Below are 12,582 nucleotides of genomic sequence, written 5' to 3' on the forward strand. Positions count from 1 at the left end.
CCGAACACAGAAGTTAAGCTTCTTAGCGCCGATTGTAGTGAGGGGTTGCCCCTTGTGAGAGTAGGACGCCGCCACGCTGGTATTATTATTCCGGCATAGCTCAGTTGGTAGTAGCGCATGACTGTTAATCATGATGTCGTAGGTTCGAGTCCTACTGCCGGAGTACTTGAAACACAACAGATTCTGTTGTGTTTTTTTGTTGTTTTTACATAAAAAAAAGGCTCTTCGTCAAGTAGTTTGGTGAATTCAAATTGAGAGAATTTCATCGTGAATCAATCGAAGCAGAGAGAAGCTTAGATTGATTCTTTTTTGTTCCGGATTAATCTTGGAAAACTGGTTATTTGTCAATAAGAGTTAATGAGTTCAGTCAAGTGAAGGAGGTTGCTTCTGTTCCCGCTGTTTATTCAGTTTTTGATTGTGCGAGACGATTTTTGTCCCAGTTTCTTTATTTGTTAAAATTAGATTAATTTAAAATTTGTTTTCGAAGTATTTTTTTGTTGCAATGCTAATCAAAATGTAATTTTTGTTAAGAAAACTGAGATACTATATCTAAGCAAATCGGAATAAAGGAGACTAAGTTATGAAAAAAATTACTAAACTGATTTTTGGAATTTTTGTTTGTACGATATTTAGTGCAATAATTAGTGGATATACTGTAAGTGCGGATGAAAATACCGCAGAGCCTCAAATTATAAATCGAGCTACTAACGTAGGAAATACCTACCATCACAGGATTGTATCAATTCAGATGTTAGAAAATCCGAGAAATGTTCTAGAGTGGAATATGTTCACTACCAGTCGTGTATTTATGCGTCAAGACCAGGGCCTTCCAAATCAAAGATGGGTTATGTTCTATAACAATGAAGATGGTACTTATCAAATTGTAGGTGGTCCTCTTAATGCTGGAGGGACATTCAGAGCAGCTTATCTATCAGCAAATGGGCAGAATATTGATACACGTTGGAATATCAATAGCGATAAGTGGCGAATTTTCCGTTTTGGATCACATGCGAATGGAAATACAGTATACATTCAAAATGTGAGTGAAAATCGTATTATGACTTATCCTGCTGCCTGGCTGGGTAGTCCGCTTATATTGAGACCACTTGAAGTAGCTAATGGAGGTACTAGTCAGCGATTTATTATCCGAATTTTAGGAAACGCTTAAAATTCGACTTGCAATTTTTTAGCTACAACATTTTGTATAATGCTAGATTCGCATATTGTAAGTACGGATGGAAATATAGTAGTCCCTCAAATTAAAAATCGATCGATTCATAAGTAATGTTGCTGATACTTATCAAATTGTTGGTGATCCTTTACACGCTGGAGGGGGATATAGGACTGCTAATCTTTCAGCAATAGAGAATTGTGGGTTCTTTAGTAGATAATCGTAGGAATATTAATAGTGACAAATGGCGGATTTATAGAGTCGGGATATATTCTTTAGGAAACACAGTTTCCATTGAAAATACAAGTATAAGTATGGTTAACCAAATTGTAACGCCATTTAATCCACGAGCTTCCATTAAGCTAGGGCAACCTAATAGGATTAATCGAGTTTCAAATCAAAGATTCATTGCACATTATTTTGAGAATGCCTAAAATATTAAAGAAACCGATTTGCTTAAAATCAGTAGATAGTGTCTTTTTAAGGAGATACTATCTTTTTTTTTAATGTATGGTACAAAAATAAAGTCCATTTTTGATTCTGTCCTTAAAACCGAATAAAAGGTGTTCCAGAAGTAACTCCTTCAGAAATAAGCAGAGAACCCAAAAAAATTGATGAACAATTTTTTTGGGTTCTCTGCTTATTTCTCGGAGCTGGATACTTCTGTCACAATCTCTACAAAGCCACTTGACGGGCTTGAACCGTCGACCTCTTCCTTACCATGGAAGCGCTCTACCAGCTGAGCTAAAGCGGCATTTTTACTACCTAAATAGGATAACTAATTTATAGTCATTTGTCAATAACTTTTCTCTGTGAACAGACGACATTTAAAAGAAATTGAGTTGTTTTTCACAAATATAAAATAACGATGGTTAATTAGTAATTATTTGAAAAATCGAAAAAAAAGTATTGCGTTATATGATGAAAATTGATATTATATTCATGTAATTTGATTCCGGCATAGCTCAGTTGGTAGTAGCGCATGACTGTTAATCATGATGTCGTAGGTTCGAGTCCTACTGCCGGAGTACTACACAAAATCCAGAAGTATTCTTCTGGATTTTTTTGTTTTCCAATGAAAATACGTAGATTGAATCGCATGATTGTTCTGAATTTTCAGAATAGCACATTGTAATTCGAAGGGTTAAAGAGTAAAATGAAGGTATATTTTCAATCGGGAAGGATGATTAAATGAACGCGATTACACCAGATATGACAAAAAAATTTGCCGATCAATTTCAAACGAATAAAAAGCAACAAGCTTTACAAAATGCTGTTGTAAAAAATGGGATCACAGCTTCAGCAGAAAATATTGCTTCACATACAAAAAACACACCGGTATTTTCTGTAGATCTAGCGACTGGGAAAGTCTCAAACCAAAAACAATCTGGCCGTTGTTGGATGTTTGCGGCGTTGAATACATTCCGTCACAAATTGTTGAATCAATTCCACTTAAAAGAATTTGAATTATCACAAAATTATACTTTCTTTTGGGATAAATATGAGAAAGCAAACTATTTTTATGAAAATATTCTTGCAACTGGTAATGAAGCATTAGACAGTCGTAAAGTCGCTTTTTTACTAGCTGTTCCCCAACAAGATGGTGGACAATGGGATATGATCGTATCATTATTCCAAAAATATGGTGTCGTACCAAAATCAGTGATGCCAGAAAGCGCGAATAGCTCAAATTCTCGTGATTTGAATAACTACTTAAACAAATTATTGCGTAAAGACGCCGTTAAACTACGTCAATTAGTGGCAGAAGGAAAAACAAATGAAGAGATCCAAGTAGAAAAAGAAAAGATGTTAGCAGGGATCTATCAATTTCTAACAACTTCTTTAGGTACGCCACCAACTGAATTTGATTTTGAGTACCGAGATGAAGAAAAAAATTACCATATCGATCAACAATTGACTCCACAAATGTTTTACGATAAATATATTGGTGTAAATTTGGATGATTATGTAAGTATCATCAATGCACCGACGGCAGACAAGCCTTACGATCGCTCTTATACGGTCGAAATGTTAGGGAATGTTGTGGGAGGAAAAGAAGTCAAATATCTTAATGTCGATATGACAACGTTCAAAAATTTAGCGATTGCTCAATTGGAACAAGGAGAATCTGTGTGGTTTGGGTGTGATGTTGGTCAATCTTCTACAAGAGATAGTGGCATCATGGCAACAGATGTTTATGAGATGGATGAATTATTTGATTTAGATTTTTCTATGACTAAAGCGGAACGTTTAGATCATGGAGAAAGCTTGATGACTCACGCGATGGTCTTGACTGGTGTCGATTTAGTTGATGGAAAATCAACTAAATGGAAAGTCGAAAACAGCTGGGGAGAAAAAGTCGGAGATAAAGGGTTCTTTGTGATGAGTGATGAGTGGATGGATGAATATACGTATCAAATCGTTGTCCGCAAAGATTTATTGACGGAAGAACAGCTAGCCGCATTTAATGCTGAACCAATTTTATTAGCTCCTTGGGACCCAATGGGGGCATTAGCTTAATTTCAATATCAATCAAAACAGATACAGAGACTTAATAGTTTTCTGTATCTGTTTTTTGTTGATTTCTTGATTTCAGGATTTTATAAATACCTGTGTTATACTTTAAAATGATATAGGAGTTGTTGCGGGCGTACTTGATTGATGAATCATCGATCTTGTGAAATAGCAAGGAGGAGTGAAAATGGATATCCAAGAAGTGTTAACAGAGATTCGTTTGAGTGGTAAGGTGATACCGATTACTGGGGGAGATGTGAATCAAAACTATCGAATTGAAGAACAGCAAAAATCCTATTTTCTAAAAATCCATCCTCATGTGACCAAACGCTTTTTTGAAGCAGAAGTGGATGGTCTGAAAGAGCTTGCACCACATGTACGAGTACCTGAAACTTATATGTTAGGCGAAACAAATGAAGGTGCCTATCTATTGATGGAATGGATCGAACCAGGGAAAGGTGATCCTCGAGAACTGGCAAAAGACTTAGTAAAAATCCATCGTTCAACTGCACCACAGTTTGGTTTTCGCAAGGACAATTATCTAGGCAGTTTACCACAGCTCAATACATTTGAAGAAGATTGGTGGACCTTCTTTTTCAAAAATCGCTTGGAGGCTCAAATCGACATAGCGGAGAAAAACAATCGATGGAATGAAACACGTGAAAAAGAGTATCAGCGGTTAAAAAAAGAACTACTAAATCGTGACGATCATCGGAAGATTACGCCTAGCCTCTTGCATGGAGATTTATGGAGTGGTAATGTTTTCTATGATAGGCAAGGAAGACCAGTGTTTATCGATCCGGCAGTTTCTTATGGGAATCGCGAACAAGATATTGCGATGAGTCAGTTGTTCGGTGGCTTTCGTCCTGAATTCCTGGAAGCTTACCAAGAAAGCTGGCCATTGGAAGAGGGCTGGGAGAGTCGTTTGCCACTCTATCAACTCTATTACTTGTTGGCGCATCTCAATATGTTTGGAGAGAGTTATGGGACACAGGTCGATCATATATTAATGAAGAAGTAATTGGAGGTTTTCTTTTGGCACAAAAATATACAAAAAAACATGAAGTATCTTATTATGAATGTGATATCAACAAAACAATGACTTTTCCGTCCATGCTGGGTGTAGTCATCAAGACTTCGGAAGAACAAAGTGATCATTTAGGTCGAGGAACCGACTTTGTCAGTAGCTTTGGCTTGACTTGGGTAATCACGAACTATTCGATGAAAATCAATCGCTTGCCTCATGTAGGTGAAACAATCGATGTTACCACACAAGCGATGCAGTATAATAAATTCTTTTGCTATCGTAATTTTTGGATTCATGATGAGGAAGGAAATGAATTAGTTGAAATCGAATCAGTATTTGTTTTGATGGATCTAGTGAACCGTAAGATGAGTAGTGTGAATGAAGAAATCATTGCACCTTTTGAAAGTGAAAAAATCAAGAAAATCAAACGACAAGAAAAAATCGAGCCAATCGAATCAGGCTTGATGTTGCCATATCGTGTGCGATTTTATGATATTGACAGCAATCAACATGTGAACAATGCGATGTACTTCAACTGGATCATTGATGTTTTAGGTTACGATTTTTTGACAACACATACACCTAAACATGTGTTGATCCGTTTTGATAAAGAAGTTGAATATGGCAATGAGATCGAGAGTCATTATGAACAAACGGTGTCTGGAACAGAGGTAAAAACGAGACATGAGATCAGAATGCAAGAGCAACTTTATTGTGCAGCGAATATCTTATGGGAGAAAAATGAAGAAACAAAATAAATCGAGTGAGATAAGATTGTGAGATATTTTGCTTCGATAAATAAGCGCGAAAAGAGGTTGTGACAGAAGTGTTCAGCTCCGAGAAATAAGCCGAGAAACCCGAAAATTGTTTTTCAAATTTTTGGGTTTCTCGGCTTATTTCCGAAGGAGTTACTTCTGGAACACCGTTTATTCGCTTTTAAGGATAGAAACAAAAATGAATTTTATTTTTGTCTCACTTTCTTTTTCGCGCTTATTTCTAAAGGAGTTTCATTTGGAACTCCGTTTAACAATGATGTGATTGTAGCGTCTATTGAGTTTTCCATATGAAGAGGCGAGCAAACCCTGTATTACTCAATTTGATTTCTATTGTGTCATAAATTTGATCAACTGTTCTTCTGACAAGCCACCGTTAATGGCAATCAAAAGTTTTATTCTAGCTTTTTGGCTATTGATACTATTACAAAAAATAACGCCCATACTTGCGAGTTCTTTTCCGCCACCTTCGTAATCATAGACGGGTTCAGCGATTCCGTTGAAACAACGAGAAACCAAGACTACTGGTATTTTTTGGATCAAGAGTTTCTTTAATGCTGTTAATGCCTGCGGAGGGAGGTTCCCAGCGCCTAAAGCTTCAATGACCAGACCGTCGACTTTCGAATGGGCAAGTGCTTCTAATAAATCACCTTGCATACCCGCATAGGCTTTGACGATTGGGATCGTTCCTTTGACTGATGCGATATCTAGTCTTTGCGCTTCAAGTAATTCTTGCATAAACAATATACGATTTTTAGTGATCAAACCGATTGGTCCTAACGTAGGAGTACGAAAAGTAGCGACATTAGTCGTGTGGGTTTTAGTGACATAGCGTGCTGAGTGGATCTCATCGTTCATCACGACTAAAACACCTTTGTCTTTTGCTTCCTCACAACTTGCTACTCGAATCGCACTTTCAAAATTATATAGACCATCGCTACCTAACTCATTACTTGAACGCATCGCTCCTGTTAAGACGATCGGTAATTTATCGCCAATCGTTGAGTCTAGAAAAAATGCTGTTTCTTCCAACGTATCTGTCCCATGGGTGATCACGACACCTTGGATGTCAGAAAGAACGGCTTGATTGATTCTTTCTTTAAGTTGTAACATATGTTTAGGCATGATGTGCGGGGAAGGAAGATTAAAGATATCTTCCATGATCAAATCAACATTTTCTGGAATCGTTACTTCTGCATCTAATAGTGGGTTAGCCACATCTGGACTTACGCCACCTGTTAAAGAATTTTCTTTCATGGCGATCGTGCCGCCTGTGTGTAAGATAAGAATTTTTTTCATTTTCAGAACTTCCTCACGAATAATTTTGCATAGGGTTTCTAGCTTATTGTATACTATATAAAAGAGTTTTGCTATGAATGAATCAAACGGAACAACTTGAGAACAAAGATAAAATGAATTTAAACGAATGGAAGTGATTCGTCGTGATCAAAATTGGCTTGACTTCATTTAAAGAACATGACAAATTAACAGGAAAAAAGAATAATACTCTTTACGATTATGCGAGTGTCCTTTCATTAGTCGAATTAGATACCGCCTATTATGGTATCCCAAGAAAGTCATCTGTGGAGAAGTGGGTGAATGAAGTACCGGCATCTTTTCGCTTCGTGATGAAAGCTTACCAAGGAATTAGCGGTCAAGGCGACTGGCAGAAGTATTATCAATCCGAAGAAGAGATGATTGAACACTTTTTGGATGTGATGGCACCGATGAGCGAGTCAGGAAAACTCTTTTGTTTTTTAGTTCAATTCCCTGCTTCATTTAAATGCACCAAAGAAAATGTCGCCTATTTAAGAAAACTAAGAAAATGGTTCAATGGCTATCCGGTAGCTATTGAGTTACGTGACTATTCTTGGTATAGCGACCAATTTCTGTCACGCACGAGACAGTTTATGACTCGTGCAATGTTTTCCTTAGCAATCATTGATGAACCACAATTACTGAATACGACGATTCCTTTCGATCCTTATGTGACAAATACGGATTTTACCCTTTTTCGTTTTCATGGAAGAAATGAGCAAGGTTGGCAAGCAAATGATCAGGATTGGCGAAAAAAAAGAACGTTGTATCGCTATTCTGAAGAAGAGTTACAGGAATTAGCAGCAGCCATCAAAAAAGTAGACGGGTCAACAAAATATGTTGGGGTGATCTTCAATAATAACTCTGGTGGAGATGCGGCTGAAAATGCCTTGGCATTACAAAAGATCTTAGGGATCGAACCAGATGAGCTGAATCCAAAACAAATCGATTTGTTTTGAAGACCTGTCTTTTGTAATCACTCTATATAAAAAGTAGCACGCACGCCTTACCAATAAGAATTGAAACTGTTCAACTAGAAATTTTTACTAAATAATAATCGGAAGAGGTGATGGAACGACATGATCAAAGCAGTTTTTTTTGATATCGATGGCACATTAGTCAACAACCAAGCAAAAGCGTTGGCTTCAACTAAATATGCGATTGATCAACTACAAAAAAAGGGCATATTATGCGGTGTTGCCACTGGGCGCAGCCCTGTAAGAATCAAAGAAGTGATCGATGAACTTGAACTAGACATGTTCGTCGTCTACAATGGTCAATTAGTCTTTGACCGTGATCAAACGATCGTCGACCATCCTTTTGATAAAACAGTATTAGCGGATATCGTCCACTTTTCAGATGCTCATCACCGACAAATCATTTTTGGTGGGCGAGATCAACTAGATGGTTCAACGACGATGATGCTAGGACAATCGATCATCATCAAAAAAATCGTCAATCACTTACCAAAAAAATTCCCTGTACGTCTGTTGAAAAAAATCTTACAAGTGTTCAGTCCACATCGTCAACGTAAACGGTATGAAACCTTAGCGATATTGAATGAACCGATTTATCAATGCATTTTATTGAGCCAAACATCTGAGCAAGAAAAACTCATCCAACGATTCCCAGAGTGTTCGTTCCAACGTTCTAATCCTTATACGGTCGATATTATTCCTAAAGGGGGATCCAAATTGTTAGGAATCCAACAGTTTGCGACAAGCAAAGGAATGGCATTGTCTGAAATCATGGCATTTGGCGATCATTACAATGATGTTGAAATGCTAAAAGGAGTAGGAATCGGTGTTGCAATGGGGAATGCGCCAACTGGTGTGAAGCAGCAAGCTGATTTTGTCACAGCATCAAATGAAGCGGATGGTATTTATAAAGGTTTGAAGCATTTCGGGATAGTTGATTGAATGTATGTCAGTTAGGAGGACTAGAATCATTATGGAGCCAGAAACACCTTATCAAAAAGTAGAACAATTCCATCGGACATTCGATCCAAGAATACCAGAGCGACCCACTGCATTTACTAAAGAACATGCGGATGATCGAGCAGGATTCAAAATCGAAGAGTTAGTTGAATTTGTGGCAGCAGCGAGTGACGGTGATGCGAAAAAATTGCATGATTCCGTCCAATACTTGCATCATGCAATTGATCAAGCAGAAAAAAAGATTCTTAAAAAACAGATTTGGGGAGAGGAAAGTCTCGTCGAGCAAGTAGATGCGCTGACCGATTTGCTTTATTTTACGTATGGCTCTTTTTCTTTGCTGGGCGTTGATCCTACGAGGATTTTTGATATTGTCCATCAAGCGAATATGGGTAAACTATTTCCAGATGGTAAACCTCACTACGATCCTGTTACAAACAAAGTATTGAAGCCAGACAATTGGCAAAAGGATTACGCGCCTGAAGAAAGGATCGCAAAGGAAATCAAGGAGCAAATGAAGAAGGCAGAGCAAGTAAAGTTTGCCACAGAAAATTCTTCAACGGGTCCTTGATAAGGTCTTCTCATTTTAGTTGGTAGAAAGATGGCCAAAAGATTTTTTATGTAGGTAGTGTATGACTGAACATAGTATGTTATAATATAAAATAGATGTCTTTTTGCACGAAAGACGTATTTACAATGTTATGCAAATCAGATTCGTCTGATCATAAACAAATAGAGACAGTAGATGCATATTGAAAACGGAGGAACCTTAAATGGGAAATAATGTTATCATCGGGATCGTCATTGCAATCATTATAGTCGCCATTCTGGCTTTTTTGGTTAGTTACGTAATGAAGAAAAAAAACCAAGATCGATTGGACGTCTTAGAAAAACGCAAGGAAGAATTATTCGACTTGCCTGTGATTGAAGAAGTTGACGATGTCAAAAAAATGCATCTAGTGGGGCAAAGCCAAAATACCTTTCGTGAATGGAGTCAAAAATGGAACGACATCTCTACCTCATCATTTGCCGAGTTAGAAAGTCAGATCTTTGAAGTCGAAAATCTCAACGAGAGCTTTAGATTCTTAAAAGGAAAAAAAGCAGTAGAAGAAGCCGAAGCAACCATGAACCAAATGGAAAAAGAAGTTGCGGAGATTCGTGAAGGCTTAAAAGAATTGCGTGAAACAGAAGAACGTAATTCCTTAGCTGTTCAACAAGCTTTAGACGTTTATGAGGAACTAAAAGCAACGATCCGAGAAGAAGAACAGCAATACGGTCCAGCTTTACCTGAGTTACAAAAGCAAGTGAAAACGATTGAAAATGAGTTTACACAATTTGTTACGTTAAATACTTCAGGTGATCCAGTGGAAGCCCGTGAAGTGCTGGATAAAGCGGAAAAACACACGTATGAAGTGGATGCGTTAATGAAAAAAATCCCGCCATTATTTGAAGATCTGAATACGACTTTCCCGGCGCAAGTGGAAGAGATCCAAGAGACCTATGACCGCTTGGTCAAAGAGGAGTATGTTTTTCCAGAAGAAAACCTGTTTGGCGATATCGAAACGATCAATCGTCGAATCGAACGTTCGTTGATCAATATTGAGAAAACGGAAGTTGAAACTGTTGAATTTGAAAATCGTGAAACGGCTAATCTGATCGATGCATTATATGATATTTTAGAACGTGAGATGGAAGCACAAGCATTTGTGACTAAAAATCAAGCAACGATCGAACAATATATCAAACATGCGACAAAAAACAATCGTCAATTGTTGATCGAATTAGATCATACCGCTCAAAGTTATACATTGAACCATAACGAAATTGGGCGTGTACGTGGTTTCCAAACAGAAGTGGAAGAAATCGAACGCCAAAACGAACAAATCAAACCACAGTTACAACAACATGAAGTGGCTTACTCAGAAGTAAGAACGTTCTATAAGAAAGTCTTCAAAGTATTAGAAGATATTGAAAACCAACAGGTTGAAATCAGCGATTCTTTACACGAACTAAGAAAAGGTGAAAAAGAAGCGCAAGAAAAAATCGATACATTCGAATTTAAATTGCGCAGTCTTAAACGGTTTGTTGAAAAACAACGATTACCAGGTTTGCCAAATGATTATCTAGAGTTTTTCTTTGTGGCAACAGAACGTATCGAAGAATTGAGTACTGTGTTGAATAAAATCAGAGTCAACATGGATGAGGTCGAACGTCTTGTAGCATTATGTGAAGAAGATCTAGAGTTACTTGATAAGAAAACCCACGATCTAGTGGATGCAGCAGCATTAACCGAGCAAATGTTGCAATATGCGAACCGTTACCGTCACACACATGAAGAAGTGAAAGAAGCCATTGAAAAGAGTTATTACTTATTCAATAAAGAATATCACTATCAAGAGGCTTTGGATGAGATCGGCACAGCATTAGAGCGCACAGAACCAGGTGCATTCAAACGAATCGAAGATTTTTACTTCAATCATCCTGATTTAGTATAATCCTGCGATCAAAAAAGACAACACAGGCAAGTGCCGAGTGTTGTCTTTTTTTGGGAGTCATTGACTAGTAACTATTGGGTAGAGAAATACGTTGATTCGATCGATTTTTTTATAGAGTCCAACTCAGAGAAAACGCCACTTGAAAGCACAAGGGACAACCGTTATAATAGGTAAGAATTTCAAAAAAAGAAGGTTTAAATATGATATATTTCGATAATAGTGCGACAACACCGATTTATCCGCAAAGTTTGGATGCGTATGTCAAAACAAGTCAACGGATCATCGGGAATCCATCAAGTCTACACGATTTAGGCAATCAGGCGAACCGCCTGCTACAACAAGCGAGAAAACAAATCGCTGAACTGATTGCTGTCTCCCCTGAAGAAGTGTATTTCACATCAGGTGGAACAGAAGGAAATAACTGGGTGCTTAAAGGAACGATGCTTGAAAAACTAGGTTACGGTAACCACATGATCATTTCAGGCGTTGAACATCCAGCTGTCAGTGAAACAGCTGAGCAGTTAAAAAAACTCGGTATCGAAGTGAGTATTGCTCCTGTCGATAAAAGAGGGATCGTCCGCGTAGATGAGTTGAAAAAATTAGTGCGTAAAGAAACGATTTTAGTTTCCGTTATGGCAGTAAATAATGAAGTAGGTGCGATCCAACCAATCAAAGAAATCAGTAGTTTTTTAAATGATTTTCCTAAAATCCATTTCCATGTGGATGCGGTACAAGCCATTGGTAAAGTTCCTTTAGAGGAATGGTTGACTGAACGTGTGGATTTTGCCACTTTTTCTGCCCATAAATTCCACGGGCCTCGTGGTGTTGGTTTTGTTTATTGGAAAAAAGGCCGCCGGTTAGCACCGCTGTTCACTGGAGGCGGACAAGAGAAAAATCAACGGAGTGGAACAGAGAATGTGCCGGGAATCGTCGCGATGGCAAAAGCCCTGCGTTTAGCTCTAGATATCAAAGCACAAAAACCAAACCAAACTGCCTATCTTAAACAAGCATTGATTGAAGCTTTACATACGTATGATAAAGTAACGATTTTTTCTGAAGGTGAAGATTACGCACCCCATATTTTGTGTTTTTCATTAAAAGGTATTCGTGGTGAGGTATTGGTCCATGCATTAGAAGAAAAACAAATATTTGTCTCTACGACAAGCGCTTGTTCTTCTAGAAAGCACATGGCAAGTAGTACGCTGCATGCGATGCAAGTACCCAATGATTTAGCTACTTCAGCGATTCGCGTCAGCTTAGATGAAAGCAATACGATGGCAGAAGTCGAACAATTCATGATCATCTTTAAACAGTTGTACAAGAAATTTTCAGTCATCAATTAAGAAACAGA

10 protein-coding genes and 3 tRNA genes are annotated in these 12,582 nt (G+C 37.8%); 11 read left to right on the forward strand and 2 right to left on the reverse strand.

The features are described from left to right. Positions 1–89 precede the first annotated feature (89 nt). Positions 90–163, forward strand: a tRNA-Asn gene (locus tag I2F89_RS04350). 417 nt (positions 164–580) lie between these two features. Next, positions 581–1,168, forward strand: coding sequence for a hypothetical protein (locus I2F89_RS04355; RefSeq protein ID WP_071868089.1), 588 nt, complete (start codon positions 581–583; stop codon positions 1,166–1,168). 684 nt (positions 1,169–1,852) lie between these two features. Here I2F89_RS04355 and I2F89_RS04360 read toward each other — a convergent pair. Beyond that, a tRNA-Thr gene (locus I2F89_RS04360) sits at positions 1,853–1,925 on the reverse strand. A gap of 200 nt (positions 1,926–2,125) precedes the next feature. On the opposite strand from I2F89_RS04360, the gene I2F89_RS04365 reads away from it, so the two are divergent. From I2F89_RS04365 to I2F89_RS04380, 4 genes are all read left to right on the forward strand, one after another. Beyond that, positions 2,126–2,199, forward strand: a tRNA-Asn gene (locus I2F89_RS04365). A 163-nt stretch (positions 2,200–2,362) separates the two neighbouring features. Continuing rightward, entirely contained in the window at positions 2,363–3,691 is a 1,329-nt protein-coding gene (locus I2F89_RS04370; RefSeq protein ID WP_023519252.1) for an aminopeptidase C, read from the forward strand. 181 nt (positions 3,692–3,872) lie between these two features. Next, positions 3,873–4,706 (forward strand): fructosamine kinase family protein, encoded by an 834-nt coding sequence (locus I2F89_RS04375; protein WP_071867027.1) that lies wholly within the window; start codon positions 3,873–3,875, stop codon positions 4,704–4,706. Positions 4,707–4,720: 14 nt separating this feature from the next. Next, positions 4,721–5,470 (forward strand): acyl-ACP thioesterase domain-containing protein, encoded by a 750-nt coding sequence (locus I2F89_RS04380; protein ID WP_195513603.1) that lies wholly within the window; start codon positions 4,721–4,723, stop codon positions 5,468–5,470. 345 nt (positions 5,471–5,815) lie between these two features. Here I2F89_RS04380 and I2F89_RS04385 read toward each other — a convergent pair whose 3' ends face one another. Next, positions 5,816–6,784 carry an asparaginase gene (locus I2F89_RS04385; protein WP_071867025.1) on the reverse strand — a complete coding sequence of 323 codons (969 nt, stop codon included), beginning with the start codon at positions 6,782–6,784 and terminating at the stop codon, positions 5,816–5,818. Positions 6,785–6,927: 143 nt separating this feature from the next. Between I2F89_RS04385 and I2F89_RS04390 the strand changes: the two genes are divergently transcribed. From I2F89_RS04390 to I2F89_RS04410, 5 genes are all read left to right on the forward strand, one after another. Beyond that, the gene (locus tag I2F89_RS04390) at positions 6,928–7,761 is read left to right on the forward strand and encodes a DUF72 domain-containing protein (protein WP_074800089.1); all 834 of its coding nucleotides are present in this window, start codon (positions 6,928–6,930) and stop codon (positions 7,759–7,761) included. Between the two features lie 120 nt (positions 7,762–7,881). Next, positions 7,882–8,721, forward strand: a complete 840-nt coding sequence (locus I2F89_RS04395; protein ID WP_071867023.1) for a Cof-type HAD-IIB family hydrolase — start codon at positions 7,882–7,884, stop codon at positions 8,719–8,721. Positions 8,722–8,752: 31 nt separating this feature from the next. Further along, positions 8,753–9,307 (forward strand): HAD family hydrolase, encoded by a 555-nt coding sequence (locus I2F89_RS04400; RefSeq protein ID WP_074800092.1) that lies wholly within the window; start codon positions 8,753–8,755, stop codon positions 9,305–9,307. Positions 9,308–9,509: 202 nt separating this feature from the next. Beyond that, the gene (locus tag I2F89_RS04405) at positions 9,510–11,231 is read left to right on the forward strand and encodes a septation ring formation regulator EzrA (protein WP_195513604.1); all 1,722 of its coding nucleotides are present in this window, start codon (positions 9,510–9,512) and stop codon (positions 11,229–11,231) included. A 200-nt stretch (positions 11,232–11,431) separates the two neighbouring features. Continuing rightward, positions 11,432–12,574, forward strand: coding sequence for a cysteine desulfurase family protein (locus I2F89_RS04410; protein ID WP_019723566.1), 1,143 nt, complete (start codon positions 11,432–11,434; stop codon positions 12,572–12,574). Positions 12,575–12,582 lie beyond the last annotated feature (8 nt).

Origin of the sequence: Enterococcus sp. 1001283B150225_161107_E12 (genome assembly GCF_015556925.1) — a bacterium.
Lineage (GTDB): Bacteria > Bacillota > Bacilli > Lactobacillales > Enterococcaceae > Enterococcus_B > Enterococcus_B mundtii.

What these genes read in the sequence shown, in the direction of transcription:
- I2F89_RS04355 (WP_071868089.1), top strand. Translation starts at nt 581, where the DNA reads ATGAAAAAAATTACTAAACTGATTTTTGGAATTTTTGTTTGTACGATA.
- I2F89_RS04370 (WP_023519252.1), top strand. Translation starts at nt 2,363, where the DNA reads ATGAACGCGATTACACCAGATATGACAAAAAAATTTGCCGATCAATTT.
- I2F89_RS04375 (WP_071867027.1), top strand. Translation starts at nt 3,873, where the DNA reads ATGGATATCCAAGAAGTGTTAACAGAGATTCGTTTGAGTGGTAAGGTG.
- I2F89_RS04385 (WP_071867025.1), bottom strand. Translation starts at nt 6,784, where the DNA reads ATGAAAAAAATTCTTATCTTACACACAGGCGGCACGATCGCCATGAAA.
- I2F89_RS04395 (WP_071867023.1), top strand. Translation starts at nt 7,882, where the DNA reads ATGATCAAAGCAGTTTTTTTTGATATCGATGGCACATTAGTCAACAAC.
- I2F89_RS04400 (WP_074800092.1), top strand. Translation starts at nt 8,753, where the DNA reads ATGGAGCCAGAAACACCTTATCAAAAAGTAGAACAATTCCATCGGACA.
- I2F89_RS04405 (WP_195513604.1), top strand. Translation starts at nt 9,510, where the DNA reads ATGGGAAATAATGTTATCATCGGGATCGTCATTGCAATCATTATAGTC.
- I2F89_RS04410 (WP_019723566.1), top strand. Translation starts at nt 11,432, where the DNA reads ATGATATATTTCGATAATAGTGCGACAACACCGATTTATCCGCAAAGT.